Raw genomic sequence first — 26,129 nt, forward strand, 5'->3', positions numbered from 1 at the left:
GACGTTGCCGCAACGCCTAAATCCATGCTGATAGCGCCGTTGTGGCGAGCGGGCTTGTCCCGCGCTGGGCTGCGAAGCAGCCCCAAAACCAGCTGCTGCGGTGTATCTGGTACAACGCATTCGGCTTATTGGGGCTGCTTCGCAGCCCAGCGCGGGACAAGCCCGCTCGCCACGGGGGAGTTCGTCAGTTTCTGAAAGTTGTGTAGATACCTATGGCCATCGCAGGCAAGCCAGCTCCCGCATTGACCGCGTTCCAGGCTAAAAAAAACCGGATCTCTCGATCCGGTTTTTTATGCAGCTTGCGAATTTACTTCGTTTTGACACCTTCCAGCGTGATATCCAGGTCTACAGTCTGGGAAGTCGGGCCTGGGCCTTTGATGCCGAAGTCACTCAGGTTCAACGTGGTCGTTGCGTTGAAGCCAGCACGTTCGCCGCCCCATGGATCCTTGCCTTCACCGTTGAAAACGGCTTTGAAGGTCACAGGCTTGGTTACACCGTGGAAGGTCAGGTCGCCGGTCACGTCAGCGGTTTTTTCGCCGGTTGGTTTAACCGCGGTCGAAACGAACTTGGCATCGGCGAACTTGGCAACGTCCAGGAAGTCCTTGCTGGCGATGTGCTTGTCACGTTCAGCGTGGTTGGACCACAGGCTGGCGGTTTTCACGTCGACGGCGATTTTGCTGGCCTCAGGCTTGGCGGCATCCCAGCTGAAAGTACCATCCCAGTCCTTGAACGTACCGTAGATGAAACTGTAGCCCAAGTGGCTGATTTTCCAATCGATGAAGGCGTGCTGGCCTTCCTTGTCGATTTTGTAATCAGCAGCCATCACCTGACCAGCAGACAGCAGAGCAGTACCGATTGCCAGAGCGGCGAGAGTTTTTTTCAACATGCTTTCTATTCCTTGTGAGTCGAGGTTGAACATCAGGCTTTGCGCCCCAGCATACGAACCAGGGTCGCGTCACGATCGATAAAGTGGTGTTTCAAGGCGGCCACGCCATGCAGGCCGGCAAACACCACCAGCACCCAGGCCAGGTACAAATGCACCAGGCCGGCTACGTCTGCCTGGTCCGGTAGACCGGAAACCACGGCAGGAATTTCAAACAGACCAAACACCGGGATCCCGACACCGTCTGCGGTGGAAATCAGGTAGCCGGCAATCATCACGGCAAACAGCCCGAGATACAGGAACGCGTGGCCAAACGCCGCGCCGATCCGGGTCATGCGGCTATAACTGGCCAGCGCTGGCGGCGGTGGGCTGAGCAGGCGCCAGACAATGCGCACCAACATCACCGCGAACAGCGTAATGCCGATGCTTTTATGCAGGTCCGGCGCGTCTTTGCGCCACATGCTGTAGTAATCCAGACCGACCATCCACAGGCCCAGCGCAAACAGACCGAACACCACCAGTGCCACGCTCCAGTGGATAACAATGCTGACCCAGCCGTAGCGGGTCGATGTGTTTCGTAGTTGCATTCCCCAAATCCCGTAAGAGCCGTGCCCAAGACTAGCGTTTTACCTATCGATATAAAGCGGAAAATTTTGCTGTGAAAGATCGATTTATCCGATCTTGAGCCTATGAACAGTAAATTAACTAAGGATTAAGGACTATTGAGCACAAACGTGACAGACCGTCCTGCATTTACTGCCAATTCATGGCTCATGGGTTGTGACACAGCCCGCCATTGCATAGGCTTGCGCGATTGTTTTGCCTGCGCAGGTCGTGGCAGCGCTTCGAGGAGACGCAAAGATGGGCTTGAATAACCAGTGGATGCAACGCGATCTTGCCGTGTTGTGGCACCCCTGCACCCAGATGAAAGACCACCAGCAACTGCCGTTGGTGCCGATCAAGCGCGGTGAAGGCGTATGGCTGGAAGACTTCGAAGGCAAGCGTTACCTCGATGCCGTCAGCTCCTGGTGGGTCAATGTGTTCGGCCACGCCAACCCGCGCATCAACCAGCGCATCAAGGATCAGGTGGACCAACTGGAGCACGTGATCCTCGCCGGTTTCAGCCACCAGCCGGTGATCGAACTGTCCGAGCGCCTGGTAAAGATCACGCCCGAGGGCCTGACGCGGTGCTTCTATGCCGATAACGGTTCGTCGTGTATCGAAGTCGCGTTGAAAATGAGCTTTCACTACTGGCTCAACCGCGGCCAGCCGAACAAGAAGCGCTTTGTCACCCTGACCAACAGCTACCACGGCGAAACCATCGCCGCGATGTCGGTCGGCGATGTGCCATTGTTCACCGAGACCTACAAGGCCTTGCTGCTGGACACCATCAAGGTGCCCAGCCCGGACTGCTACCTGCGCCCCGAAGGCATGAGCTGGGAAGAACACTCGCGCCACATGTTCCGGGCGATGGAACAGACCCTGGCCGACAACCACGACAGCGTCGCCGCCGTGATCGTCGAGCCGCTGATCCAGGGCGCAGGTGGCATGCGCATGTACCACCCGGTATACCTCAAGCTGCTGCGCGAAGCCTGCGATCGCTATGGCGTACACCTGATCCACGACGAAATCGCCGTAGGCTTCGGCCGTACCGGCCGCATGTTCGCCTGTGAGCAAGCGGGCATCCGCCCGGACTTCCTGTGCCTGTCCAAGGCCCTGACCGGCGGCTACCTGCCGCTGGCGGCCGTGGTCACCACCGAAGATGTGTACAGCGCCTTCTACGACGACTACCCGACCCTGCGCGCCTTCCTGCATTCCCACAGCTACACCGGCAACCCGCTGGCGTGTGCGGCGGCCCTGGCGACCCTGGATATTTTCGAAGAAGACAACGTCATCGAGAACAACAAGGCCCTGGCCCAGCGCATGGCTACGGCCACCGCGCACCTGGTGGACCACCCCCATGTCTCAGAAGTGCGCCAGACCGGCATGGTGCTGGCCATCGAGATGGTGCAGGACAAAGCCACCAAGACCGCCTACCCGTGGCAGGAACGGCGCGGCCTGAAAGTGTTCGAGCATGCCCTGGAGCGCGGTGCATTGCTGCGGCCCCTGGGCAGCGTGGTGTATTTCCTGCCGCCCTACGTGATTACCCCGGAGCAGATCGACTTCCTGGCCGAAGTGGCCACTGAAGGCATTGATATCGCCACCAACAGCAAAGTCAGCGTGGCAGTCCCGAAAGACTTTCACCCAGGCTTTCGCGACCCAGGCTAACCCTCAGCCCCCTGTAGGAGTCGGCTTGCCGGCGATGAGGCCCGCAAGTCTTGCGCAGACCTTGATGCCTCCATCGCCGGCAAGCCGGCGCCTACAGGAAAAGCGTCGCTCCCGCTGCATAGCAACACACACATTATTTGCAGAGAACAGAAATGAGACTGTCGCGTTTTTTCACCGATACCCCGCTAAGCCTTGGCGACCACGAACTGCCCGAAGCCCAGGCGCATTACATCAGCCGCGTGTTGCGCATGAACGAAGGCGATGGCGTGCAACTGTTTGACGGCTCTGGCCAGGAGTTTCGCGGCACGCTGCTGGAAGTCGGGAAAAAACGCGTGACCGTGCAACTCACCGAGGCCTTCGCCGGCCAGGTCGAATCGCCGCTGCACATTCATCTGGGCCAGGGATTGTCCCGTGGCGAGCGTATGGATTGGGCAATCCAGAAAGCCACCGAGCTTGGGGTCAGCGCCATTACGCCGATCTTCAGCGAGCGCTGCGAGGTGCGCCTCAAGGACGAACGCGCCGACAAACGTCTGCTGCACTGGCGCCAGGTGGCGATCAGCGCCTGTGAGCAATGCGGCCGCTCCACGGTGCCGGTGATTCACCCACCGCTGTTGCTGGCCGATTGGTTGAAACAGGCCGAGGCGGATTTGAAGCTGGTGCTGCACCCGGTGGCCGAGCCGCTGGTGAGCCATGCCAAGCCGTCGAGCCTGGCATTTTTGATCGGGCCGGAGGGTGGCTTGACCGATGGCGAAGTCGAAACTGCGAAACACGCTGGTTTCCACGCCGCACGACTGGGCCCACGGGTATTGCGCACCGAGACTGCACCGGTAGTCGCGTTATCAGTCGCTCAACAACTCTGGGGCGACTTCTAACCCTGCATGTAAACCCAATCAAAAATGTGGGAGCGGGCTTGCTCGCGATAGCGTTTTATCAGTCTGCGGATGTATTGACTGACACACCGCTTTCGCGAGCAAGCCCGCTCCCACAAGGGGATTGAGTGTTTACTCCACCGGATCACTCACCGGCTTGGCAATAATCGCCTTCAGCTCGCTGGTCATGGGGAATTCCAGGTTCAATCCCTTCGGCGGAATCGGCTGTTCAAACCAGCGCTGGTAGATCCCGTTGATTTCCCCCGAGCTGTACAGCTCGCCCAGGGTCTCGTTGACCACCGCCAGAAACTGCGGGTCGTCCTTGCGCACCATGCAGCTGTAGATTTCCCGCGACTGCTCCTCGCCCACCACCACCCACTTGTGCGGGTCCTTGGCCTTGGCGCGCTCGCCATAGAGCAACGCGTCATCCATATAGAACGCCACGGCCCGACCCGATTGCAGCATCTGGAACGCCTCGCCATGATCCTTGGCGCTGATCACCGACATATCCAGCTTGTGCTCATGGTTGTAGCTCTTGAGGAACCGCTCGTTGGTGGTGCCGGCGGTGGTCACCACGTTCTTGCCGCGCAGGTCGGCGAAGCGCTGGATACCGCTGTCGTTGGCGGTGAGCAACTGGCCCTTCACATAGATAAAGCCATAGGAAAACGCCACCTGCTTCTGCCGCTCGGCCGTCACCCCGGTGGAGCCGCACTCCAGGTCCACCGTGCCGTTGATCACCAGCGGAATACGCGTCTGCGAGGTGACCAGGTTGTACTTCACGTTGAGCTTGGGCACACCGGTCTTTTGTTGAATACGCTCGACAATCTTGCTCGCCAGGTCCACCGAATAGCCCATGGGTTTGCCGGTGTTATCGCCGACATAGGAAAACGGCACCGACGCATCGCGATAACCCAGGGTGATGCTCTTGGCATTCGCGACCTTGGCCAGGGTGCCCGTCAGCGGCGCTTCATTGGCCTGGGCCTGGGCCGTCAACAACAGCCCCAGTGCGGTACCGATCAACGTGATTTTTTGCATTGTTATTCTCCGTTGGTGTTCTTGTTATGGGCGGCGTACAGCAATCACGCTGATTTCCACCAGCACGCTCGGGCGTGCCAGTTCCGCCTGCAGGGTGGTGCGGGTCGGTGCCTGGCCGGGCGTGAGCCAGGCGGACCAGACATCATTCATCGGCGCAAAACCTTCCTGGATGTTCTTCAGGTAAATGGTCGCATTGAGCAGATGATCCTTGTCGCTGCCAGCTTGCGCCAGCAGCGCGTCAATCTTGGCCAGCACCTCGTGGGTCTGGGTGGTGACGTCCTGGCCCTGACCCGGCACTTGGCCGGAGAGGAATACCAGGTCCTGGTAGGTCACGGCGCCCGATAGGCGATTATTGCTGTCGATCCGGTTGATGGTCATTGCGGTGCCCTATGCGGCGCGGGGCGCGAGGCCCTGCATGTCAATGGAAGTGGTGTGCTGGCCGATCAGTTCGGCCAATACCTGGCCGCTGCCACAGGCCAGGGTGAAGCCCAGGGCGCCGTGGCCAAGGTTGAGCCACAAGTTGCGGTACACGCTGGCGCCAATCAGCGGCACACCGCTGGGGGTGGCCGGGCGCATGCCGGCCCATTCGATGGCCTGGCTATAGTCACCGGCCAAGGGGAACGTCTCACAGGCCTGGCGCTTGATCAGGGCCAGGCGCTTGGGCTCAAGGCCCGTATCAAAGCCGACGATGTCGACCATCGCCGCCACCCGCAGCTGTTCGCCGATCCGTGCGTAAACGATCTTGCGGTCATAGTCGGTGATGCTGATTTTCGGCGCGGCGTGCTGCTCGCCAATCGGCACACTCAGGCTGTAGCCCTTGAGCGGGTACAGTGGCAGCGCGATCCCCGGCAACGCCAGCTCAGGGCTGCGCACCCCCGCCGCCAACACCAGGTGCTGCACCGGCATCACCTCGCTACCCAACTCAATCGCCTGCACCGTGCCGTTGGCATGCCGGATACCCGTGACCTTGCGCCCCAGCACAAACCGGCAACGGCCCGACGCTTCAAGGCGCGCCGCCAGTTGCTGGCAGAAGCGGTGACAGTCCGCTACTTCTTCATTGGGCGTGTAGATCCCGCCGACAAAATCCTTCGCGCCCAGGGTCGGTTCCAGGCGCGTGCAATCGGCCGCCGACAGCACCTGTTGCTGCAGGCGATCCAGCACTTTGCCGCGGGCATGTTCGAAGGTGTGATGGCTGCGAAATGTCACCAGCTTGCCATTGCGCTGCCAGTCGAAGCCGTCCAGCCCATCCTCTTCGCGCCACTGCTGCAAGATGCCTTGGCTCAACGTGGCCAGGCGCAACAGATGGCCGGCGTTGCGCTTGTTCACCGAGGCCCGGCAAGCACCGAGGAACGCGGCCATCCAGCGCCATTGCGCGGGGTCCAGGCGCGGCCGCAGCTTCAACGGCGAATCACCGCGCAGCAGCCAGCCAATGGCTTGCAACGGCACGCCCTTGTCCGCCAGCGGCGCGACGTAGCGGTAGGACAACTGGCCGCCATTGGCAAAACTGGTCTCGCTGCCCAGGCTGTCGCGGGCCTCGACCACCGTCACGTCCATACCGGCGCGCACCAGGGCATAGGCGCTCGCCAGACCGATGACCCCACCGCCAATGATGCAAACCTGCTGAGCCATGTCGATTCCCGAGCGTTGTAATGAGCGTCCAAGGTTAGGGGCAGGTGACAGGCGCCGGACAATGAATAAAGATGGGCCACCTATAAACAAAGGTTATGGACTCGTCATGCGCTTGCGTCATATCGAAATTTTCCAGGCCATCCGCCAGACCGGCTCCGTCAGCGCCGCCGCGCAGTTGCTGCACGTCTCGCAACCGGCGGTGACCAAAGTGTTGCAACACGCCGAACTGCAACTGGGCTTCCCGCTGTTCCTGCGCATACGCGGCAAGCTGCAGCCCACTCCGGAAGCCCTGGCCCTGGAGCGTGAAGTCGATAAGGTCAGCGAAAGCCTGCAAGGCGTGCGGCGCCTGGCCCAGAACCTGCGGCGCGCGCCCGGCCAAAGCCTGCGCATCGGCGCCACGCCGGCCCTGGCCTTGTCATTGTTGCCGCCGGCAATTGGCGAGTGGACCCAGCGCTATCCGGACATTGCCTGCGAACTGTCCAGCGCCCACAGCCGTGAGCTGGTGCAGAACCTGTTGATGCGCGAGATGGATGTGGCGCTGACGCTCAAGTCCCCGGACCATCCCGGGCTCAAGGCCCAGGCGTTAGCCCACGGCGTACTGGTGGCCCTGGCGCCTCGGGGCTTCTGGCCTGCGACGGAGCTGGGCAAACCTTTGCCGTTGATGGCCCTGGCAGGCGCGCCGTTGATTGGCCTGTCCAGTGCCGACCCGCTGTCGGCGCGGCTCGACAGCTACCTTGAAGCGGTCGAGCCGCCGCCCAAGGTGCAGATCTCGGTGCAGACCTATTCCCTGGCCCGGGCCATGGTGGAGTCCGGCGCCGGCCTGGCGGTGATCGACCCCTTCACCGCCCTGGGCGCATCCACCGACAGCACCTGCATCCGCCCCCTGGCCCCGCCGCTGCCCATCACCCTGTACGCCCTGACCCGCGCGGATGAACCGCCGCCGCATATGTTGGCGAGCCTGCTGGAGATCTTTGGCAGCCGTGCCCAGGAGCAGCTAGACCGCCTCTAAAACACCGCAGAACCCTGTAGGAGCTGGCTTGTGTGGGAGCTGGCTTGTGTGGGAGCTGGCTTGCCTGCGATGCAGACACCTCGGTCCATCAGTCACACCCCAGTGATGCTATCGCAGGCAAGCCGGCTCCCACACAAAACCAGCGCCATGTGGTCTGTCAGAGCACGTAGCCCATGATCGCCACAAAGTGCAGCAGGCTGCCGCCGATCACGAACAGATGCCAGATCCCATGGGAGTGCCGCAGCCGGTGTTCCAGGGCGAAGAAGATAATCCCCACCGTGTACAACACCCCGCCCGACGCCAGCCAGATAAACCCGTCCATACCCAACGCGCCAATCAATGGCTTGACCGCCACCAACACAATCCAACCCATCACCGCATAGATCACAATCGACAAAATACGCGCCTCGGAGCGCGGCTTGATCTCCTGCAGGATTCCGATCACCGCCAGGCCCCAGACAATCCCGAACAACGTCCAGCCCCACGGCCCGTTCAGCGTCACCAGGCAAAACGGGGTGTAGCTGCCGGCGATCAGCAGGTAGATCGAGAAGTGATCGACCTTCTGCATGATTTCTTTTTTGCGCCCGCGCACGCTGTGATACACCGTCGAGGCGCTGTACAGCACCAGCAGGGTAAAGCCGTAGATCGCCACACTGACGATTTTCCACGGGCTGCCGTCCATACTCGCCACCACCAGCATCCACACCGCGCCGATAAAGGCCGCCACGGCGCCGAGCAAATGACTCCAGGCGTTGAATCGTTCTCCGTGATACATGTGTCGCCAACCTCCAAAACTGCTGCATCGACCCCGTAAGGCTCAGGCCTGACGGGCCAGAGTGCAAGACCGTTATGACGGTTGCGGCGCTTTAAGGGCACAATCGAGCGCATTCGAATAAGAGCCATCGCCATGCTGATCGACGAAGAGTTCACCCTCAAGAAGCTGGAAATCTTCCTGGCCTTCATGCGCACCGGCAACCTGGCCCGCGCCGCCGCCGAGTTGCAGACCAGCAATGTCAGCGTGCACCGGGCTATCCACTCCCTGGAGAATGCCCTGCGCTGCCCGCTGTTCAAGCACGAAGGGCGCAACCTCACCCCACTGGAAAGCGCCTACGTGCTCGAAGAGCGCGCGCAAAAACTGGTGCAGGACGTGGTCGACAGCGTGCGCCTGACCCGCGAAGCCGCTGGCTTTTCCGCCGAACGTTTCAAGCTTGGCGCCCTGTATTCGCTGACGGTCAAGACCGTGCCGCAACTGATCATGGGCCTGAAAATCCGCCGCAGCGAGCTCAATATCGACCTGATCCTGGGCTCCAACGTCGACCTGATGTACAAGCTCAAGAACATGGAAGTCGACGCGATCCTGATCTCCCTCGACGACCAGGTGATGGAGCCGGACTGCGCGCAGATCCAGCTGTTTTCCGATGACATCTTCCTCGCTACCCCCGCCGACTCGCCCCTGGACCGCGAACAGGAAATCGACCTGGCCCAGGTGCGCGACGCCACCTTCATCACCCTGACCCAGGGCTTCGCCACCCACCAGGACGGCGCACGGGTATTCAAGCAGGCGGGGTTCGAGCCGAAGGTGGCGATGCAGGTCAACGACATCTTCACCCTGCTGAGCATGGTCAGCTCGGGGGTGGGATATGCATTGCTGCCGGGAAGGATTGCGGCGGTGTATGAGAACCGCGTCAAGCTGATTCCATTGCAGGCGCGCTACCGGCTACAGCAGCACATTGGCGTGGTGTTCTTGAAGGCCAAGGAGCGCGACCCGAATTTGCTGGCGTTGTTGGCAGAGTGTCGGATGTATGCCAATCGGCAGGATTGAAACCGCGATGAGGCCCGAACATTCAATCGAGATTAGCGAATCAGCCCACCAACCCCCGCATCAGCAAAAACAACAACGAAGGCCCCAACAGACACCCCAGCGCCGTATAAAACGCCGCCGTCAGGCAGCCATAGGGCACCAGCTTCGGATCGGTCGCCGCCAACCCGCCGGCCACGCCGCTGGAGGTGCCCATCAGGCCGCCGAAGATCACCGCACTGCGCGGGCTGTTCAGGCCAATCAGCGGCGCCACGAACGGGGTCATCACCATCACCAAAATGGCCTTGATCAACCCCGCCGCAATGGACAGCGCCATCACCTCGGAACTGGCGCCAATCGCCGCCCCGGTCACGGGCCCGACGATATAGGTCACCGCCCCGGCGCCGATGGTGGTCAGGCTCACCGCATCGGTGTAGCCAAACGCCATGGCCACCCCAACGCCTGCGACAAATGACGAGCCGACGCCCACAAACAGTGCAAGCACCCCCACGTATCCGGCACGCTTGAGCTCATCGACGCTCACCCCAAACGCGGTCGCCACAATGGCAAAGTCGCGCAGCATCGCCCCGCCCAGCAGGCCGATGCCCGACAGCAGCGGGATATCCACCACGCCCTTGGCCCCGCCGGTAAACGCACCGCCCACATAGGACAGCACCAGCCCCAGCAGGATCGCGATGGCCGACCCATGCAAGCGGCCTTTGGTGAAGGTGTCGCTGATCCAGTAGGACACCCACATGGTCAGGCCGATCACCGCAAAACCACTGATCAGGCCGTAGCCGGTGATGACTTTCATCAAGGATTCGTACATGGCGCTCACCCTGCCGTCTTGGTAGGGATGACGGCATCCGGCTCACGGTTGCCGAGGCGTACCAGCACCGGCACCAGGGCAAATGCCACCACTACCGCGCAGGTGCCGGCGAGAATCGCCATGGGGCCGCCACTGATAGCGCCATAGACGTTTTGCTGGGCCGCCATGGCCACCACAATCGGGATGTACACCGCCGCCCAGAAGCTCACACCCTGCTCCGACTTGCCGGTAAACAGGCCACGCTTGCCCAGGTAACTGCCCAGGCCGATCAGCAGCAACATCGCGATGCCTACCCCGCCGACGTTGGCCGGGATGCCCATCCATTGGCCCAGCAGCTCGCCGACAAACAGGCCCGCCAGGGTACACAAGGCCAGAAACGCCACACCGTAAATAATCATGCTGGTAGTCCTCTTGATGCTTGATCGAAATTGTTGTTTTTGTGCTTCGAAAGCCAAGGTCATGCTTTATCGGTGATGGCGGCCCTCCTGCTCCAACAGGGCCTGCAAGGTGTCCAGGCGGGCACCTTCGAAGGCGATCACGGTGCCCTGTTCAAACACCCGCCGCGCCAGGCCGGTAAGCACCGCGCCCGGTGGCAGTTCGATCTGCAGGCGCACACCACGCTCATAGGCGCTTTGCACGGTGCCGCGCCAATCGACGATGCGGCACATGTTGAAGGCCAGGTCGTCGCGCAGTTGCGCGGGATCACGAATCGGCCGCGCCCGGGTGCTGCTCAGGTAGCTGATGGCCGGCGCCTTGAGCGCGACCTTGGCGAACGCCTCGGCCAGTGTTTGCGCAGGCGTGTCCAGCAGCGCGCAATGGGACGGCACGCTGACGGCCAGGCGCTTGGCCACGCCCTGGCCTTTGACGCGATCCGCGACCCGTTGCATGGCTGCGTCGCTGCCGGCAATCACGCACTGGTTGTCGGCATTGATATTGGCCAGGTACACCGGTGAATCGGGGCCATGGACTTCGGCCAGCACATTTTCGACGGTGGATAACTCCAGGCCGATCAGCGCGGTCATGCCGTAGCCCTGTGGATAAGCGCGCTGCATCAGCTCACCGCGCAGGCTGACCAGGCGCAGCGCATCGGCAAACCCCAGGGCGCCGGCGATCACCGCCGCCGGGTAAGCGCCGATGGACAGGCCCGCCACGTAGTCCGGCGTGTGCTGCAACTGACGAGCGTGGGCCACGCCTGCAATCAGCAAGCACAGTTGCACGGCGCGGGTACTGGCCAGGGCCTGTGCCGAATCGAGCTGGCGCACATCTTGCGCCAAGGCCTCGCTGGCTTCGTCGAGGACGCTGGCGGGCAACTGCTGGAGCATGCCCGGGCGCTGGGCGCCTTGCCCTGGGAACACCAAAAGGCTGCTCATACCACCGCCTGCCAAGGGTCGCTGACCAGGTGCGCGCCGCTGGCGCTTTTCAGTAGCACCCGCTGTGAAGGACCGGCCCATTCGCGCAAGGCCACCGCGCCATACGGGGTTTGCAGTTGCAGATCCACGGCACACGGCGCGGTGTCCAGCAGCGCCAGCAGATCCTTGGCATCGCCGCGATCAAGAGGCTCGAAAGTGCGCAACAACAAATCCAGATCGCTCTGGGCATGCAGCGCTTCAATGCCGGTGGCCAACTCGAAACCCGCGCTGCCCGTAATGCCCCAGACCGCCTTCGCCAGCACTGGCCGCAGTTGCGCGAGTGCCCGCAGCGCCGGCAGATCGCGGGGCGAAATCACTTCGCACAGCGCCTCGGGCACCACCCGCCGCTGCACGGCTGCAAGCGGCATCACGGCGCCAAAGCGCTGCTCACGCAGACGCCCGCGCACACCCACCGCCACATAGCCCGGTTCGGCCAGCGCCCGGCGCACCACCACCGGCTGCCCGGCACCGATCACCGCCAGTGCCCAGGCCGGTGCGTCAGCCGGCAGATGCGCCGGGGTCATGCCCCAGAGCAAGTCGTGAGCGTTCACCATTGCTCCCGCAGCAGCTCGCGTACACGGCTGGACGCCGCACGGTTGACGGCGCCCAGGCGCCCGCGCAAATCCCGCACGCCGCTGCTCTGTACGTCCTTGATCGCCTGCTGCAGGCAATCGCTGACCCGCGCCAGGTCATCGGCCGTGGGGTGTTCGATCTGGTTGACCGTGAGGGTTTCCCAGAGCAGACCGAGGCTGGCATAACTGTCGATGTCGTAGGCCATGGGCGGCACGCTGGCGGCCAGGGCCTCCAGTTCTTCGACACTGCGCAAGGTGACCCGCGCCGCCGACGCCTTGCCCATGGCGTGCACCATCACCCCAGGGTCGCGCAGGGCAATCAGGCGATTGGCTTGGTAGCCATGGGCAAGAAACGCCCCGGACATGGCCTTGCCCACCAGCAACCCGATCACCGGGTGCCCGGCCAGGCGCGCACGGGCATAACTGTCCGCCGCTGCCGCCAGGGCTTGATGAATCCCCAACGCTTCTTCGCGGCGGCCGTAGGCCTGGCTCGGTACGTCGACGATGGCAATGATCGGGCGTTGATCGCCGCTGGCGATGGCTTCATCCACCGCCTTGGCCAAACCCCAGCCTTCCAGCAAACCCACCTCACCCTGGCGCGCCCTTGGGAAGCGGTTGGCGGCATCCGGCACCACCGCGATAAACCGTACGGCTTGCTCGCCAAGCACGCCATCCGCCACTTTCAACGAAGCCGGCAGACCTGCTACCGGCGCCGCACCGGCGCTCAATGCGTTGAACCACTGCAAGCCTCTCATGGGCGTTCTCCCTGATACAGGTCACGAACCGTGGCCGGCTCGATCTGCGGTGCGGCGTCCAGCGCAGCCAGACGCGCCAGGTAATAGTCGGCCTGGCGGCTGCGTTGCGAGGCCGGTAAACCTTGCTGCAACAGTTCACTGATCTGTTGGCGGATCTGCGCCACGTCGTCCGCCACATAGCGGTCGGCCAGGCCACTGTTGAAGCGCTGCTCGCCGCCGGTCAGGCTCCAGATGAAGGGCCGGTCACGGGAGTCGTATTCTTCAAGGCCGGCTTCCTGTTCGATCACTTGCGGGCCGTTCAAGCCCAAGCGGGCTTCGCGGGTTACCAGCAGGTAACTGCACAGGCCAGCGGCAATCGACATGCCGCCAAAGCAGCCAACACTGCCGGCCACCACGCCGATCACTGGCTGGTACTGGCGCAGGTCGACAATTGCGGCGTGGATATCGGCAATCGCCGCCAGCCCGAGGTTGGCCTCCTGCAAGCGCACACCGCCGGTTTCCAATAGCAGCACAGCGCGGGTGGGGACGCCGTTGCGGTTGTCCTCGGCGGCCAGTTCCAGGGCCCCGGCGATTTTTGCCCCGCCGACTTCACCGAGGCTGCCGCCCTGGAAATTGCCTTCGATAGCGGCGATCACCAGCGGCAGGCCGTCGAGGGTGCCCTTGGCGATCACCACGCCATCGTCGGCCTGCGGGACCACACCCTGGCGGCTCAGCCACGGCGACATTACGCGCTGGAACGGGTCGATCAGTTCCCGATAGCTGCCGGCATCCAGCAACGCCTTGGCCCGCTGACGGGCGCCGAGCTCGACGAAGCTGTGTCGGTTGAGTAAGTCAGTCATGGCCAAGCTCCTCGAAACCTTGCTCCAGACGCAAGCGCACCACGCCGGGGGTGGCGCCAAAATCGTGGATCTGAATGTTCAAGGCCGGCGGTGTCTGTTCCTGGAAAAGCCGCTGGAACAGGTGTTGCCAGCGTTGCTCGGCGCCGTTGACCGAGGTTTGCACCTGGATGCTCAAGGTGCCCGCCGTGCCCGGTTCCAGCAGCACTTCAAGGTCGCCGGAACCGACGCAACCCACCAGCGCACGGCCTTTGGGCGGCTGCCCGGCGGGGAATTCAAAGGATAGGGTTTCCATCAAAACGCTCCGTCGCAAGACTCGATGCGGTCGATAAACAGGCAGGCGGCCAACAGGTCGGCGGCGCCACCGGGGGAGGCATTGAGTGCCAGCAGTTGTTGGTCCAATTCATTGAGGCGCCGCCGCCCGGCCAGGCTTGCACTGCCGCCTGCGTCCAGCACGGCCTGGGCCCCCAGTTGCATGGTCTGCAGGCCATCGGTGCCGGCGCGGTACAGCACGCAGGTATCGGCCAGTTGGGTCATGATCGCCAGCAGCGCATCGAGGCGTGCGTTCTGCTCGCCGTGTTGTTGCGCGCGGCTTGCGTGCAGTTGCGGCAGGCCACGTTGCAGTACCGCGGGGAAGCCCAGTTGCGCTTCTTCGCGGGCGCCGCGTGCGCCGTAGCGTTGGGCGACTTGTACGCCATGGCTCAACGGTTGCGGCGCATAGCGGTCGTTGAGCAAGGCCAGGCGCGCGGCGCGCAGGCTCACGGCACTGGCGTTGCGGGAGGTGGGATCCAGCGCGGTGGCAGCCACCAGCAGGCCGAGGGCCCAGATCGCGCCGCGATGGGTGTTCACGCCTTGGGTGGTGATCAGCATCGCTTGCTCACCCTCGCGCCCGATACGGCCCAGGGCTTCGCGCAGTGGCAGGCCGATTTCACCTGCCTCAATCGCCGCCTCGGCCATTTCCTTGAACGCCGGCCACAGGGACAGCGCCGAGGCATGCATCAGGCCCAGGTGCAGATCGTTGTGGGCGCCGTTGCCGCGCCGGTCCACCAACGCCGGCTTGGGCGACAGGTCCGCTTCGTCGATCAGCGCGTCGACCGCCAGGTCCGCCAGTTGCTCGGCCAGTGTCAATGTGTGCAGTTTGAGTGCGTGCATTTACCAGCTCCTGAACTTGGCGGGCGGGTTGTACAGGCCACCGGACCAGTCCACCAGGTCGGCCACGCTTTTGGCCGCCAGCAGTTCGCGGGTGGCGTCGGTGCGGCGGATGCCGAGGTCTTCGGGCAAGGCGATCAGGCCCTCGCGGCGCATGCGCGCGGTGTCCTTGGGGTTGTGGCGCAGGCCGATGGCGGTCACCCCGGCCACCGCCGCGATCATCGCCTGGCGTTCTTCCAGGGAGCGCGCCTTGTACAGGTAGGCGATGCCTTCTTCGGTGAGCAGGTGGGTCACGTCGTCGCCGTAGATCATGATCGGCGCCAGGGGCATGCCGCTTTTGCGCGCCACTTCCACCGCATCCAGGGTTTCGACGAAGGTCGGTTTGCCGCCCTCCTGGAAGGTCTCGACCATTTGCACGACGAGTTTTTTGCCGCGTTCCAGCAGGGCTTCGGGGGCATCGTCGTGGCGCATATCGAGCCAGGCCGGGGTGCCGTGACGGCGCCCGCGCGGGTCGTGGCCCATGTTCGGCGCGCCACCGAACCCGGCCAGCCGGCCGCGGGTCACGGTGGAGGAATGACCGTCGCCATCGACCTGCAAGGTGGCGCCGATAAACAGGTCCACCGCGTATTGGCCAGCCAATTGGCAGAACATCCGGTTGGAGCGCAATGAGCCGTCGCGGCCGGTGAAGAACACATCCGGGCGGGCGGCGATGTAGTGTTCCATGCCCAACTCGGTACCGAAGCAATGCACGCTTTCGACCCAGCCGCTTTCGATGGCGGGAATCAGCGTCGGGTGCGGGTTGAGGGTCCAGTTGCGGCAGATCTTGCCTTTGAGGCCCAGGGACTCGCCGTAGGTCGGCAGGATCAGTTCAATGGCGGCGGTGTTGAAACCAATGCCATGGTTCAGCGACTGCACGTTGTGTTTTTCGTAGATGCCACGGATCGCCATCATCGCCATCAACACATGCACCGGCTTGATATGCCGGGGGTCGCGGGTGAACAGCGGTTCGATATAGAAGGGCTTGTCGGCCACCACCACGAAATCCACCCAACTGGCCGGGATGTCTACGCGGGGCAAGTCGCTGACGTCGTCCACCAACTGGTTGACCTGGACGATGACGATGCCATCGCTGAAGGCCGCCGGTTCGATCAGCGCCGGGGTGTCTTCGGTACTGGGGCCGGTGTAGATATTGCCGGCGCGGTCGGCCATGAAGCCGGCGGACAGCACCACGTTGGGGATCAGGTCGACAACCAGCCGTGCATACAATTCGATGTAGGTGTGGATCGCGCCGACTTCCAGCAGGCCGTCTTCGAGCAACTGGCTGATGCGCAGGGATTGGGTGCCGGCGAAGGAAAAGTCGAGCTTGCGCGCGATGCCCTTTTCAAACAGGTCCAGGTGCTCGGAGCGCCCGACGCTGGGCATGATCATGTGCAAGTCGTGGAGCACAGCCGGGTCGGCCTTGGCCAGGGAGCGCGAGAGAAAGTCGGCCTGCTTCTGGTTATTGCCTTCCAGCACCACACGGTCGCCGGGCAGGATCAGGGCTTGCAGGGCCTCGACAATGCGTTCGGTGGGTAACACCACACCATCGGCCAGGGATGCCACCCGCGCCAGGCGCCGCTGTTTCTCATCGCGTCGCCGCGTCCAGCGCGAGTCGGGGGTTATTGTTGTTGTCATGATCGCTCCACGGGTTCGCTGTCGTGGGGCTCACCATAGGAGTGAATCGGGGGGGTATCAATCAAGCTCGGCGGCGAACCGTTACGGCTGGAGTAACGATCCCCCCTGTAGGAGCGATCTTGCTCGCGAAAAACGTCAACGATAACGCAGTGCTATCAGGTAACGCGCGGCGCCTATGCGTCCTTCGCGAGCAAGCTCGCTCCTACAACCATTCCATACGCTGGCGCCATACGGTCCAGCCCATGGCGATGCCTGCCACGGTATGAAACCCCAGCACCGCCGCCAGGCTCCAGCTCACCAGCCCCCAAATCGCCTGCACATACACCGGCAGCAGAAACAGCAATAGCCCAAACAACAGGCCCACGCCCCACTGCTCCCACTTCATTGACCGACGCAGGTAGGAAATGAACGCGCAACCCATCGCCGCGACCAGGAACACCAGCAACAAACCCGACACTGCATGCCCCGTCACCACAGGCCAACCGAAGAACCAAAAGAGCAGGCAGAGCGCAGACAAGGCGAGTGAGCACATGAGGATAAACACCAACAGGTATTCAAAGATCCTCAGGCCCCAGCCATGGATGAAATGGCGGGTCTGTTGAATGTCGGCCTTGCTCGGCCTTCGCGAGATAGCCACCGCCAGCAGGCCCGAGCCCAAGCCGCCCAGGCTCATGACCACCAGATTGATCACAACGTCCTTGAATTCTTTGTTTGTGGCGCTGAGCACCAGGGTTTCCAGATACCCCAAGATAAACACCGCGCCCACCGACGAGATCCCGAAGCCCGCGAGCTTTCCGCGCCGGGTCGGGCAATTCATCGTCACGCTGGCAGTAAGCACCAACACCAGGAACCACAACAGCAAGACGCCACTAAACGGGCTGGAGTTGTAAAACCGGACAAATACGTCAAATAGCCACATTGCGTTATTGCTTCCACCGAAATACTCCTCGGGTTATCGGCGGGTTTGCGTGGGGCTTTATCCGAGAAAGCATTTGAGCTGCGCATCCACATCACTCAACAACGCTTGTGTACTGTCGATAAGTTGCTTTAGCAGCGCCTCATCCTCATCCATATACCCTTCGTATTCCGCCAGGTTTCGCCGCTCATGACACAACGCAAACAGTCGAACCTGAACCTTTGTGGTATCGGTGGTATGAGCCAGGCATTGGAAGACCAGGTAGCGCTTGTCAGAGCGGTAACCTTGCAAGCGCAAGGCAGTCAGTGCGATGGCATGGGCGGCGTTGTAAGCCAGGTCAAAGCGACTCGAGAAGGATAGCTGCGCAGTACCCGCGTCCCTTAACCGATCCTTGCCCGAGCGCATCAAACCTTCACATTCCGTGCAATCCGGCGGCTCGGCCTTCAAGCCACCACTACGGAGCAGATTCTCCAGATTGGTTTTGCTGTCCAACCTTGGACTCCACGGGGTTCACCCCAATGAGATTGATCTTGTCTTGCTCCGCGACCCGCTGCACAAAACTGTTCCCGGCAGTCCATTTGCCAATCCAGTCCTCAGGGGTGTAGAGCGTTGGGTTGATGGTGCGGCCCAATTGTTCTTCCAGCGGCATGAGCTGCGCCATGACTTCACTGTAGTCGAGGCTTTCACCGATCAGCATCAGATCTATGTCACTGGATGAGTGCGCCTGCCCCTTGGCAATCGAGCCGTAGATAAAGGCCCAGCTCAACTGCTTGGCGAATGGCGCCAATGCGTTGCGCAGAGGTTCATCCAGGCTCAGGGTCTTGCGCACGATGTTCAGCAACTCAGCGTAAATCGGGCATTGCGGGTTGGCTTGGTAGTGGGTCTGGTTGCCCTGACGGGTCATGCTCAAGACACCCGCCCGTTGCAGGCGCTCCAACTCACGGGTCAGGCTGCCCTTGCCCACTTGGGCCCAGCGGGCTATTTCATTGGTGAAAAAGCTCTGGTCAGGTTTGCCAAAAAGCAGGCCCAGGACTTTTTGCTGGGTCACGGTAAACAGGGCTGTGCTGAGGGGCAGGGTTTGCATGGCGACGACCAAAGAGTCCCAAAAAGGGAACGATAGGTCCCTTTCTGGGACTGATCAAGTTTTACGCAGCGGGCGCCGGCGATATCTGCTCCAGCGCGTGCTCGATCAGCAGTTGGCCCCGCTCAATCATTTGTGGGATGGCGCGAAAATTTCGCGGGAAAAATCTGAAGACTGCATCCCCATCAATCATTCCTACAACCTTTTAGGGTTGTTGCTCGGATGTCGCCTCACTAGCCTTTGGGATTTGAATCATCTCACCAGCAGAACATCATGAATCTGACCCTGAAACCCGATACAAGGCCATTGCAGAGCGTGATGTATCACATCACAATCCATCCATGATCGTCAGCTGGAAACACAAGGGCTCCAGCATTTTTATGAAACAGGATCAACCAAAGGTATCAACGCGGGTCATGCGAAACGCTTGCGTCGTGTGCTGCTGATTCTGGATAGCGCAGGACACCCGAACGAATTGAATCTCCCAGGATGGCGCTTTCATCGTCTCAAAGGCGATCTGCTCGACTACTGTTCCGTCAGCATCAGCGGCAACTGGCGCATCATTTTTCGTATGCTGGATGATCACGTCGAACTGGTTGATTACCTTGACTACCACTGAACAGGGGCACGCACATGGGTATGCACAACCCACCACATCCCGGCGAAATCCTGCTTGAGGATGTGATGCCCAGCCTGGGTATCACCATTACCGAAATGGCCCGGCGGCTCGGCTTTGCCAGGGAAACATTCTCCAGGATCCTGCATGGTCACGCGCCAGTCAGCCCGGACCTTGCCGTGAGGCTGGAGCGGGCAGGCATCAGCAAAGCGCGGTTATGGCTGTCGATGCAAAGCACCTATGATCTTTGGCAAGCGGAGCACCGTGAACAACCGGTGATTGAGCGTTTTGCGCAGATTGAGTAGGGCTAGGCGCCAAGCACAATCCAATGTGGGAGCTGGCTTGTGTGGGAGCTGAGAACGGGTGTTCAGGCCAGGCCAGCCTCGACCAGCAGCGCTTCCAATCCCATCAGGTCCGGCACTTTCGCCACATGCTCGCCGACCTGTACCGCCGCCAGTTCCAGGGGCGATAGAGGCACGTCCACGTAACTCAACTGGCTGTCGAGTTTGTAGGACCGGGGAATGCCCTGGATCACCAGGGCAATGAACTTCAATGTGGGCCGCCCGCCCAGGGCGTTGAGCACGACGATCCGCGCGCGCTCGCTGACAACACTGGTGCCACCGCAGGCCGCTTCAAAGCTGATCAGCGGCAGGTGCTGGTCGCGCCAGGTCACTTGTCGCAGGTACCACGGTGGTGCGTCGCTGGCCGGTTCGCCGCGCTGGAAGTCGATCAGCTCTGCCACCGCGACGTTGGGTAGCAACAGGTGGCGGTCGGCCAGGGGCAGCAGCAAGCCGGTGAGTTGACTGGTGCGGTGGTCAAGCATGTTTCGGGCTCCAGTAGGCGATGCTTTCGAGCAACACCGACTCTTGATAGGGCTTGCCGAGGTAGTCGTTGACGCCGATCGCCATGGCTCGGTCGCGGTGTTTCTGGCCGGTGCGGGAGGTGATCATGATGATCGGCAGGCGCTTGAGCCGCGGGTCGTTGCGCACCTGGATCGCCACTTCAAAACCATCCATGCGCGGCATTTCGATATCCAGCAACATCAGGTCCGGGGTGTGTTCCTCGAGCAAGGCGATGGCGTCGATGCCGTCCTTGGCGGTCAGCACGTTCATGCCATTGCGCTCCAGCAGGCGGCTGGTGACTTTGCGCACGGTCACCGAGTCGTCCACCACCAGCACCAGCAAGCGCTGCTTTTTCTGCGGCTCGTTGACCGCCAGCACGCTGTCCGCCGCCTGGGCCGGCAAGGCCGGGGCCAGGGCGCGGATATGCGCCAGCAGGTCGATGATCAACACCACCCGGCCATCGCCAAGAATGGTCGCCCCGGACAGCCCTTGCACCGCCGCAAACTGCGGGCCCAGGCCCTTGACCACGATTTCGCGGGTGCCGGCCATGTCGTCCACCTGCACCGCAATGTGCCGCTCGTTGCATTGCATCAGCAGCACCGGCAGCGGCTGGTTTTGCCCCAGCAGCTTGGGCCGGGCCACGGTGTGCAGCAACTCGCCCAGGTAATACAGCTCGTAGCGCTGGCCCGCGTACTCATACACCGGCGGATCCAGTTGGTAGTGCCCCTCCAGCTCATTGGGCAATACGCGCACCAGGCCCTGGATGGTGTTCAGCGGAATCGCGTACTGGTCCTCCGCACACTGCACCATCAACGCCCGGTTGACCGACACGGTAAACGGCAGGCGAATACGGAAATGCACGCCCACGCCCGGCGTAGAGTCAATGAACATGCTGCCGCCCAGTTGGCGCACTTCTTCGTGCACCACGTCCATGCCCACGCCACGCCCGGAAATCTGGGTGATTTTTTCGGCGGTGGAGAACCCTGGCTGCAAGATGAACTGCAACACGTCGCGGTCGCTGATCTCCATTTCCGGGTCCAGCAGGCCGCGCTTGATCGCCTTGCGCCGCACTGCATCCAGTGGCACGCCGGCGCCGTCGTCGCGCATATCGAAGATGATGTCGCCGCCTTCGTGGCTCAGGTCCAGGGTGATCCGGCCCTTCTCCGGCTTGCCCGCCAACAGCCGTGCATCCCGCGACTCCAGGCCATGGTCGACGGCGTTGCGCAGCATATGCTCCAGGGGCGCCGCCATGCGCTCCAGCACGTTGCGGTCCATCTCGCCCTCGGCATTGCCGACGACGAATTCCACATCCTTGCCCAGCTCACCGGCCACCTGCCGCACGATGCGTTTGAGGCGCGGCAGCATGCGTTCGAACGGCACCATGCGCGTGCGCATCAGGCCTTCTTGCAACTCGGTGTTGATGCGCGCCTGTTGCTGCAACAGGTTCTGCGCGTCCTGGTTACGCTGGTCGAGGGTTTCCTTGAGGTCCAGCAAGTCCGAGGCCGACTCGGACAACGCGCGGGACAACTGTTGCAACTGGGAATGGCGATCCATTTCCAGGGGGTCGAATTCTTCGTAGCCCAGGCGCTCGGTTTCCGCGTGCTGGCGGCTGACGATCCGCCCCTGGGTCTCGGTTTCGAGGCGACGCAGTTGGTCGCGCATGCGCTCGATGGTGGTTTGCACCTCGGTGAGGGCGCTGCGGGCGTCGTTGACCTGCTGCTCGATACGCCCACGGAAAATCGAGGTTTCACCGGCGAGGTTGACCAGGTCATCCAGTAGCTCGGCGGATATTTTCACCATGTCCGCGCCCGGCTCGCTGGCCGCTGGCGCTTCGGGTTTGCCGGCGGGCATCGCGACCGGGGCAGCCTGGGTTTCGGTGGGCTGGACCAGGCTCTTGATGCGCTCGATCAGACGCTCTACGGAGCCGACCGGCAACCCCGCTGCCACCGCCTCGACCATCTGTGCCAGGCGGTCGTGGCAGCCTTGCAACAATGCAAACAGCTCGGCCGTGGGCGCCAGCAGCCCCGCCGAAAGGCCTTCGTAGAGAAATTCCAGTTCGTGGGCCAGGTCGCCGATGGGCGCAATTTCGACCATACGCGCGCCGCCCTTGAGGGTATGCAGGTCGCGCAGCAAGGTCTCGACCTCCTGGCGGTTCTGCGGCTCGGCCTGCCAACGCAACAGCGCCGCGCCGGAGCTGTCGAGGATATCGGCCGCTTCTTCAAGAAAAATATCCAGCAGTTCGGGATCGCTGCCGGCGCCCTGCGCCTCGGGTGGCGTGGGGACGGCCACCGGCGCGGCGTTCTGGCGTACCTCGCGCAAGCGGCCTATCAGGGCGCTGGAATCACTCAAGGGTTGCTGCTCTTGCAACTGCTCCAGTTGCAAGGCCAGGTGTTCATGGCTGTCCATCAACACTTGGGCCATTTGCGCGGAGTAGCTGTAGCGCCGGTCCACCAGGCCTTCGTAAAGGCTTTCCAGTTCCTGGGCCAGATCGCCCACCGGGCCGATTTCGGCCATGCGCGCGCCGCCGCGCAGGGTGTGCAGGTCGCGCTGCAGGGACGACAGCGGTGCCACGCCGTCGGGGTCCAGCAACCAGCGCTTGAGGGACTGCCCGGCGCTGTCGAGGATATCGACCGCTTCCTCAAGGAAGATCTCGACGATCTCATCGTCCACCGCCCAGTCCTGTTGCAACTGTGTGGTGGCAGCGCCCAGTTCGGCAATGCTCAGGGCGCGACTGCCATCACTTTTGATCAGGCCGGTGGCGCTGGGGTCGAGCCCTTCATCGAGCAGCTCGCGCAAGGCTTTCATACGCGCCGGCGCCGGGCTGACTTCCTGGCCGGCGGCCAGTTGGTCGAGCATGTTGATCAGGGCTTCATGGGCCAGCTCGGCCTCATGGAAAAACCGCTCGCTGACTGCCAGGCTGCTCTCTTCCACCGCCCCATACAGGTCGAGCAACGCTTCGCACAGCTCATCCATCGGGTGCAGGTCGGCCAGGTGCGCGCCCTCGCCCAGGGTGGTCAACTCGTCCAGCAATGCGCTGAGTTCCTGGCGCTCGCCGGGGTGTTGCTGCCAGCGCCGCAGCAGGCTTTCGGCGTCCAGCAGGATGTCCATGCCCTGGGCCAGGAAATTGCTGATCAACTGTGGGTCGCGCTTGACCCGCAGGCCCTCGCTCGGGGCGTTGAGGAAGGCTTCAAGCTGGCTGTCGAGACGCGCCTGGGTGCGCTCGATCAACGACTGCGCGCCGTCGATGGGTGCCAGGGGATCACTGTCCAACTGGCGCAAGCCGCGCTGGAACAGGGCTTCACCCTCCAGCAGCAGGTCGATTTCATCCAGGTCCAACGCCAGGCGATGGGCCTTGTACTCACGGGTCAGGTGGTCCAACGGCCGCGCCAGCTCGGCGATGGGCAGGACGCCCGCCATGTAGGCGCTGCCCTTGAGGGTATGCAAGGCACGTTGCAGTTCATCGCTGACGTGCAGCGGCATCTGTTCGGTGGCCTGGTGCAAAAACCGATTGAGGCTGTCCAGGTGGCTCAACGCTTCGTTGCGGAAGATCTCCAGCAGCAGCGGGTCGAGCGTGCTGTCCTCCGGTTCCACGGCAGGCGGTAACGGCGCGCCACTGGCCAGGGCATGGGCGCGTGCGGCAAGCAGGTCGACATCATCACGCTGGCGCTGGGCATCGGCGGCGAACTCGGCAATCAATGCCGGCAGCAGCAGCAATACATCATCCAGTACGGCCTGGACTTCGGCGCCCGGCGCGACCACCCGCTCCAGCACGCGGTTAAGCAGGTTTTCCACGGCCCACGCCAGTTCCGCCAACACCAGGGCACGCACCATGCGCCCGCTGCCCTTGAGGGTATGGAAGGCGCGGCGCATGTCGCTCAGGGCGGTCTTGTCTTCGAGGCTGGCGGCGCCTTGGGGTACCAGGCGCTGCAGCACTTCCAGCACTTCGGCGGTTTCTTCGAGGAACACTTCGCGCAGTTCATCGTCCACCGACTCTTCGTCGGCCGGCGGCGGCAACAGGCTGCCCGGGCGCTGCAGGGCCGGCGGGTTGAGACGTGGGGTCGGGCTGGCCAGGGCCTGCGCCAGTGTCTGGGAATCGGCCGGCAACTCATCGTGTGGTGCCGAGCGTTCCTGGCGCCAGGCTTGCTGCGCTGGCACGGGTGCGTAACCCAGGGCCGCGAGCCCTTCAAAGGCGATGTCCAGCACCCGCTCGCCCGGGGCATCCGGGTCCTGCAGCATGCGTTCCAGGTAGTGTTCCAGGCTGGTGAGCACATCGGCGCAATGTTCAAGCTGCGCCGCCGGCGGCGCCGTGTCATGGCCCATCCACTGTTCATCGACGTAAATCTTGAAGCCACGCACCAGGCCCGCCGCGCGCGGCAGCGGGATCATCGCCAGGGCACCGCGCACCTGGGTCAGCAGTTGCGGCAGGGATTCCAGGCGCTGCGTATCCCACTGCGCCTCCAGGCAATCGATGACCAACTCCCGCGCCTGCTTGAGGCACTGGCATGACTCCTTGATCACCAACTGGTGGATCTGGGTCAGGTCGGTGGTGGGCAGGCGGCTGTCTTCACGGTTTTGCGGTTCGACGGTGCCCACCATCCCGGCCAGAGTCGCTTCGACATAGAGCAACGCTCCGGCCACATCCATCAGCACTGCATCATTGGGTTCGCGCTGCCCCTGGGCCAGGCCCTGGACCACCGCCAACTGGTCGATGATCACTTTGCGCGGCTGGCCAAACCCCAATACCGCCAGGGTATCGGCGATCTGGCGCAACGGCGCTAGCAGGCTGTCCAGGGCAGAGATGTGCTGGCGGTCGCTGCGCACAAACAGGTCCAGGCGTTCCTTGACCCGCACCAACTCTTCACACAGCGCGCCGAGCACCGAGCCCATGGCGTTGCGGTCCGGGCCGGCCAGGCGCGCGCGCTCGGCATCGACCACGGTGCTGTCGGGCAAGGCTTCATCCAGGCCGTAGCGTTCCTTGAGGCTTTGCATGCGCGGCGTCGGCCGGGTGACTTTGGCGATGTAAAACAGCAGGCTCTTGAGCAGTTGATCCGGCGCCGGGGTGTTGATCCCTTCGATGCCCTGGATCTGCAGGCGCTTGAGCACCTTGTCACAGCTTTTAAGCAGGCTGCGCAACGCCGGGCTATTGGCGATAACGCCGGTGAGCATGCCTTCGGCCAATGCCGAGGTGACTTGCCACAACGCCAGCAACGGCGCGCCGTGGCATAGCGCTTCCAGTTGGGCGAAGACCCGCGCCATGTCTTCCAGGTTGCTGGGGCCATGATCCTCACGCAGCAGCCCGGCCAAACCTTGTTGCAGCATTTGCCGCCACTGCTGCAGTTGCTCGGCAAAATCCGCCGGCGCACGTTGGGCCAGGGCTTCATCCGGCAACGGTGCGATCACCAGCAGTTGCGGGCTGAACAGGCTGGTTTCCGAGAGCAGGCTTTTACCGTGCACGCTGCGCAGGTCGTTGAGCAGCGGCAACACCACCAGCGGCAGGTCGCGCCGCGCGCTGTGCACACGGTCCAGGTACAACGGCAGTTGCCCAAGGGCCTGTTGCAGCAGGCGAATGCCTTCTTCGCGCTGGCTGACATGCCCCGCTTGCAGGGCCAGGGCCAGGTGTTCCATTTCTTCGGCGAGCAGTGCCGCGCCGTAGAACTCGACCATCTGCAGGGCGCCGTGGACCTGGTGAATGCCCGCAAGGCACTGCGCGAGGGGCGCATCGCTGGAGTCGTCGGTGTAGGCGTCCAGCGCCGCACGGGCCTGTTTCAGGGTGTCGGCGATCTCGCCCTTGACCCATTCGAGGGCGACGTAGTCGTGCCGGTCAACCATAACGACTCCCGTCTGAATGGGTGAAAAGTGAGAATCCATGTGGGAGCGGGCTTGCTCGCGAAAGCGCTGGGTCAGTCGGCACATTAGGTGACTGACCCAGCGCTTTCGCGAGCAAGCCCGCTCCCACATT

The 26,129-nt window shown here is 62.7% G+C and carries 26 protein-coding genes; 6 read left to right on the forward strand and 20 right to left on the reverse strand.

The genetic code is table 11. The annotated features are described in order from the left end of the window. Positions 1 to 307: 307 nt before the first annotated feature. Positions 308 to 886 carry a YceI family protein gene (locus GDV60_RS25375; protein WP_092231068.1) on the reverse strand — a complete coding sequence of 193 codons (579 nt, stop codon included), beginning with the start codon at positions 884 to 886 and terminating at the stop codon, positions 308 to 310. Positions 887 to 918: 32 nt separating this feature from the next. Then, positions 919 to 1,470, reverse strand: a complete 552-nt coding sequence (locus tag GDV60_RS25380) for a cytochrome b (RefSeq protein WP_159909056.1) — start codon at positions 1,468 to 1,470, stop codon at positions 919 to 921. Positions 1,471 to 1,744: 274 nt separating this feature from the next. On the opposite strand from GDV60_RS25380, the gene GDV60_RS25385 reads away from it, so the two are divergent. Continuing rightward, the gene (locus tag GDV60_RS25385; protein ID WP_159909058.1) at positions 1,745 to 3,151 is read left to right on the forward strand and encodes an adenosylmethionine--8-amino-7-oxononanoate transaminase; all 1,407 of its coding nucleotides are present in this window, start codon (positions 1,745 to 1,747) and stop codon (positions 3,149 to 3,151) included. 152 nt (positions 3,152 to 3,303) lie between these two features. Next, positions 3,304 to 4,023, forward strand: a complete 720-nt coding sequence (locus tag GDV60_RS25390) for a 16S rRNA (uracil(1498)-N(3))-methyltransferase (protein ID WP_159909060.1) — start codon at positions 3,304 to 3,306, stop codon at positions 4,021 to 4,023. A 129-nt stretch (positions 4,024 to 4,152) separates the two neighbouring features. Here the strand turns inward: GDV60_RS25390 and GDV60_RS25395 are convergent, their stop codons facing one another. Genes GDV60_RS25395 through GDV60_RS25405 form a run of 3 tightly spaced genes read right to left on the reverse strand, consistent with a single transcriptional unit; the run spans position 4,153 to position 6,684 of the window. Then, a complete protein-coding gene (locus tag GDV60_RS25395; protein WP_029297402.1) occupies positions 4,153 to 5,055 on the reverse strand; it encodes a transporter substrate-binding domain-containing protein in 903 nt (300 codons plus the stop codon). Positions 5,056 to 5,079: 24 nt separating this feature from the next. Then, positions 5,080 to 5,433 (reverse strand): RidA family protein, encoded by a 354-nt coding sequence (locus tag GDV60_RS25400; protein WP_029297404.1) that lies wholly within the window; start codon positions 5,431 to 5,433, stop codon positions 5,080 to 5,082. A 9-nt stretch (positions 5,434 to 5,442) separates the two neighbouring features. Beyond that, positions 5,443 to 6,684 carry a D-amino acid dehydrogenase gene (locus tag GDV60_RS25405; RefSeq protein ID WP_029297406.1) on the reverse strand — a complete coding sequence of 414 codons (1,242 nt, stop codon included), beginning with the start codon at positions 6,682 to 6,684 and terminating at the stop codon, positions 5,443 to 5,445. Positions 6,685 to 6,790: 106 nt separating this feature from the next. On the opposite strand from GDV60_RS25405, the gene GDV60_RS25410 reads away from it, so the two are divergent. Next, the gene (locus tag GDV60_RS25410) at positions 6,791 to 7,693 is read left to right on the forward strand and encodes a LysR family transcriptional regulator (protein ID WP_104911112.1); all 903 of its coding nucleotides are present in this window, start codon (positions 6,791 to 6,793) and stop codon (positions 7,691 to 7,693) included. Positions 7,694 to 7,850: 157 nt separating this feature from the next. Here the strand turns inward: GDV60_RS25410 and GDV60_RS25415 are convergent, their stop codons facing one another. Beyond that, positions 7,851 to 8,468 carry a hemolysin III family protein gene (locus tag GDV60_RS25415; protein WP_029300416.1) on the reverse strand — a complete coding sequence of 206 codons (618 nt, stop codon included), beginning with the start codon at positions 8,466 to 8,468 and terminating at the stop codon, positions 7,851 to 7,853. A gap of 132 nt (positions 8,469 to 8,600) precedes the next feature. On the opposite strand from GDV60_RS25415, the gene GDV60_RS25420 reads away from it, so the two are divergent. Then, positions 8,601 to 9,515, forward strand: coding sequence for a LysR substrate-binding domain-containing protein (locus tag GDV60_RS25420; protein WP_029300417.1), 915 nt, complete (start codon positions 8,601 to 8,603; stop codon positions 9,513 to 9,515). Positions 9,516 to 9,555: 40 nt separating this feature from the next. On the opposite strand, the gene madM is transcribed toward GDV60_RS25420, so the two are convergent. The 12 genes from madM to GDV60_RS25480 all read right to left on the reverse strand — a co-directional run bounded on the left by madM (position 9,556) and on the right by GDV60_RS25480 (position 18,715). Beyond that, positions 9,556 to 10,320 (reverse strand): malonate transporter subunit MadM, encoded by a 765-nt coding sequence (gene madM / locus GDV60_RS25425; protein WP_029300419.1) that lies wholly within the window; start codon positions 10,318 to 10,320, stop codon positions 9,556 to 9,558. A gap of 5 nt (positions 10,321 to 10,325) precedes the next feature. Beyond that, positions 10,326 to 10,718: a malonate transporter subunit MadL gene (gene madL, locus GDV60_RS25430; protein ID WP_029300421.1), complete on the reverse strand. Its 393-nt coding sequence runs from the start codon at positions 10,716 to 10,718 to the stop codon at positions 10,326 to 10,328. 66 nt (positions 10,719 to 10,784) lie between these two features. After that, positions 10,785 to 11,690 carry a malonate decarboxylase subunit epsilon gene (gene mdcH, locus GDV60_RS25435; protein ID WP_159909062.1) on the reverse strand — a complete coding sequence of 302 codons (906 nt, stop codon included), beginning with the start codon at positions 11,688 to 11,690 and terminating at the stop codon, positions 10,785 to 10,787. Beyond that, complete coding sequence (locus GDV60_RS25440; protein ID WP_104911114.1) at positions 11,687 to 12,283, reverse strand: malonate decarboxylase holo-ACP synthase; 597 nt, start codon at positions 12,281 to 12,283, stop codon at positions 11,687 to 11,689. Before GDV60_RS25440 ends, mdcH begins: the two co-directional genes overlap by 4 nt. Further along, complete coding sequence (gene mdcE / locus GDV60_RS25445; protein WP_104911115.1) at positions 12,277 to 13,056, reverse strand: biotin-independent malonate decarboxylase subunit gamma; 780 nt, start codon at positions 13,054 to 13,056, stop codon at positions 12,277 to 12,279. Before mdcE ends, GDV60_RS25440 begins: the two co-directional genes overlap by 7 nt. Then, entirely contained in the window at positions 13,053 to 13,895 is an 843-nt protein-coding gene (locus GDV60_RS25450) for a biotin-independent malonate decarboxylase subunit beta (protein WP_070993967.1), read from the reverse strand. The genes mdcE and GDV60_RS25450 overlap by 4 nt, the downstream gene beginning before the upstream one ends. Beyond that, positions 13,888 to 14,187, reverse strand: coding sequence for a malonate decarboxylase subunit delta (locus tag GDV60_RS25455; protein WP_029300430.1), 300 nt, complete (start codon positions 14,185 to 14,187; stop codon positions 13,888 to 13,890). The genes GDV60_RS25450 and GDV60_RS25455 overlap by 8 nt, the downstream gene beginning before the upstream one ends. Further along, positions 14,187 to 15,044 (reverse strand): triphosphoribosyl-dephospho-CoA synthase, encoded by an 858-nt coding sequence (locus GDV60_RS25460; protein ID WP_159909064.1) that lies wholly within the window; start codon positions 15,042 to 15,044, stop codon positions 14,187 to 14,189. Before GDV60_RS25460 ends, GDV60_RS25455 begins: the two co-directional genes overlap by 1 nt. Continuing rightward, positions 15,045 to 16,715, reverse strand: a complete 1,671-nt coding sequence (gene mdcA / locus GDV60_RS25465; protein ID WP_029300435.1) for a malonate decarboxylase subunit alpha — start codon at positions 16,713 to 16,715, stop codon at positions 15,045 to 15,047. 202 nt (positions 16,716 to 16,917) lie between these two features. Then, positions 16,918 to 17,634 (reverse strand): hypothetical protein, encoded by a 717-nt coding sequence (locus tag GDV60_RS25470; protein ID WP_159909066.1) that lies wholly within the window; start codon positions 17,632 to 17,634, stop codon positions 16,918 to 16,920. Positions 17,635 to 17,691: 57 nt separating this feature from the next. Next, complete coding sequence (locus tag GDV60_RS25475) at positions 17,692 to 18,123, reverse strand: hypothetical protein (protein WP_159909068.1); 432 nt, start codon at positions 18,121 to 18,123, stop codon at positions 17,692 to 17,694. Beyond that, on the reverse strand, positions 18,086 to 18,715 hold the full coding sequence (locus GDV60_RS25480; RefSeq protein ID WP_159909070.1) for a transcriptional regulator: 630 nt from the start codon (positions 18,713 to 18,715) through the stop codon (positions 18,086 to 18,088). The genes GDV60_RS25475 and GDV60_RS25480 overlap by 38 nt, the downstream gene beginning before the upstream one ends. Before the next feature lie 400 nt (positions 18,716 to 19,115). Here GDV60_RS25480 and GDV60_RS25485 point away from each other — a divergent pair, with 400 nt between their 5' ends. Both GDV60_RS25485 and GDV60_RS25490 read left to right on the forward strand, forming a co-directional pair. After that, positions 19,116 to 19,331 carry a type II toxin-antitoxin system RelE/ParE family toxin gene (locus tag GDV60_RS25485; protein WP_256588156.1) on the forward strand — a complete coding sequence of 72 codons (216 nt, stop codon included), beginning with the start codon at positions 19,116 to 19,118 and terminating at the stop codon, positions 19,329 to 19,331. A gap of 14 nt (positions 19,332 to 19,345) precedes the next feature. Then, a complete protein-coding gene (locus GDV60_RS25490) occupies positions 19,346 to 19,633 on the forward strand; it encodes a HigA family addiction module antitoxin (RefSeq protein ID WP_029300442.1) in 288 nt (95 codons plus the stop codon). A 62-nt stretch (positions 19,634 to 19,695) separates the two neighbouring features. Here GDV60_RS25490 and GDV60_RS25495 read toward each other — a convergent pair whose 3' ends face one another. Then, positions 19,696 to 20,151 (reverse strand): chemotaxis protein CheW, encoded by a 456-nt coding sequence (locus GDV60_RS25495; protein WP_133715508.1) that lies wholly within the window; start codon positions 20,149 to 20,151, stop codon positions 19,696 to 19,698. Further along, a complete protein-coding gene (locus tag GDV60_RS25500) occupies positions 20,144 to 25,999 on the reverse strand; it encodes an Hpt domain-containing protein (RefSeq protein ID WP_159909072.1) in 5,856 nt (1,951 codons plus the stop codon). The genes GDV60_RS25495 and GDV60_RS25500 overlap by 8 nt, the downstream gene beginning before the upstream one ends. Positions 26,000 to 26,129 lie beyond the last annotated feature (130 nt).

Source organism: Pseudomonas sp. DTU12.1, from assembly GCF_009873475.1.
Lineage (GTDB): Bacteria > Pseudomonadota > Gammaproteobacteria > Pseudomonadales > Pseudomonadaceae > Aquipseudomonas > Aquipseudomonas proteolytica.

Excerpts from the sequence above, each read along its gene's own strand:
- GDV60_RS25375 (WP_092231068.1), bottom strand. The coding sequence starts at position 886 with ATGTTGAAAAAAACTCTCGCCGCTCTGGCAATCGGTACTGCTCTGCTG.
- GDV60_RS25380 (WP_159909056.1), bottom strand. The coding sequence starts at position 1,470 with ATGCAACTACGAAACACATCGACCCGCTACGGCTGGGTCAGCATTGTT.
- GDV60_RS25385 (WP_159909058.1), top strand. The coding sequence starts at position 1,745 with ATGGGCTTGAATAACCAGTGGATGCAACGCGATCTTGCCGTGTTGTGG.
- GDV60_RS25390 (WP_159909060.1), top strand. The coding sequence starts at position 3,304 with ATGAGACTGTCGCGTTTTTTCACCGATACCCCGCTAAGCCTTGGCGAC.
- GDV60_RS25395 (WP_029297402.1), bottom strand. The coding sequence starts at position 5,055 with ATGCAAAAAATCACGTTGATCGGTACCGCACTGGGGCTGTTGTTGACG.
- GDV60_RS25400 (WP_029297404.1), bottom strand. The coding sequence starts at position 5,433 with ATGACCATCAACCGGATCGACAGCAATAATCGCCTATCGGGCGCCGTG.
- GDV60_RS25405 (WP_029297406.1), bottom strand. The coding sequence starts at position 6,684 with ATGGCTCAGCAGGTTTGCATCATTGGCGGTGGGGTCATCGGTCTGGCG.
- GDV60_RS25410 (WP_104911112.1), top strand. The coding sequence starts at position 6,791 with ATGCGCTTGCGTCATATCGAAATTTTCCAGGCCATCCGCCAGACCGGC.
- GDV60_RS25415 (WP_029300416.1), bottom strand. The coding sequence starts at position 8,468 with ATGTATCACGGAGAACGATTCAACGCCTGGAGTCATTTGCTCGGCGCC.
- GDV60_RS25420 (WP_029300417.1), top strand. The coding sequence starts at position 8,601 with ATGCTGATCGACGAAGAGTTCACCCTCAAGAAGCTGGAAATCTTCCTG.
- madM (WP_029300419.1), bottom strand. The coding sequence starts at position 10,320 with ATGTACGAATCCTTGATGAAAGTCATCACCGGCTACGGCCTGATCAGT.
- madL (WP_029300421.1), bottom strand. The coding sequence starts at position 10,718 with ATGATTATTTACGGTGTGGCGTTTCTGGCCTTGTGTACCCTGGCGGGC.
- mdcH (WP_159909062.1), bottom strand. The coding sequence starts at position 11,690 with ATGAGCAGCCTTTTGGTGTTCCCAGGGCAAGGCGCCCAGCGCCCGGGC.
- GDV60_RS25440 (WP_104911114.1), bottom strand. The coding sequence starts at position 12,283 with ATGGTGAACGCTCACGACTTGCTCTGGGGCATGACCCCGGCGCATCTG.
- mdcE (WP_104911115.1), bottom strand. The coding sequence starts at position 13,056 with ATGAGAGGCTTGCAGTGGTTCAACGCATTGAGCGCCGGTGCGGCGCCG.
- GDV60_RS25450 (WP_070993967.1), bottom strand. The coding sequence starts at position 13,895 with ATGACTGACTTACTCAACCGACACAGCTTCGTCGAGCTCGGCGCCCGT.
- GDV60_RS25455 (WP_029300430.1), bottom strand. The coding sequence starts at position 14,187 with ATGGAAACCCTATCCTTTGAATTCCCCGCCGGGCAGCCGCCCAAAGGC.
- GDV60_RS25460 (WP_159909064.1), bottom strand. The coding sequence starts at position 15,044 with ATGCACGCACTCAAACTGCACACATTGACACTGGCCGAGCAACTGGCG.
- mdcA (WP_029300435.1), bottom strand. The coding sequence starts at position 16,715 with ATGACAACAACAATAACCCCCGACTCGCGCTGGACGCGGCGACGCGAT.
- GDV60_RS25470 (WP_159909066.1), bottom strand. The coding sequence starts at position 17,634 with ATGTGGCTATTTGACGTATTTGTCCGGTTTTACAACTCCAGCCCGTTT.
- GDV60_RS25480 (WP_159909070.1), bottom strand. The coding sequence starts at position 18,715 with ATGCAAACCCTGCCCCTCAGCACAGCCCTGTTTACCGTGACCCAGCAA.
- GDV60_RS25490 (WP_029300442.1), top strand. The coding sequence starts at position 19,346 with ATGGGTATGCACAACCCACCACATCCCGGCGAAATCCTGCTTGAGGAT.
- GDV60_RS25495 (WP_133715508.1), bottom strand. The coding sequence starts at position 20,151 with ATGCTTGACCACCGCACCAGTCAACTCACCGGCTTGCTGCTGCCCCTG.
- GDV60_RS25500 (WP_159909072.1), bottom strand. The coding sequence starts at position 25,999 with ATGGTTGACCGGCACGACTACGTCGCCCTCGAATGGGTCAAGGGCGAG.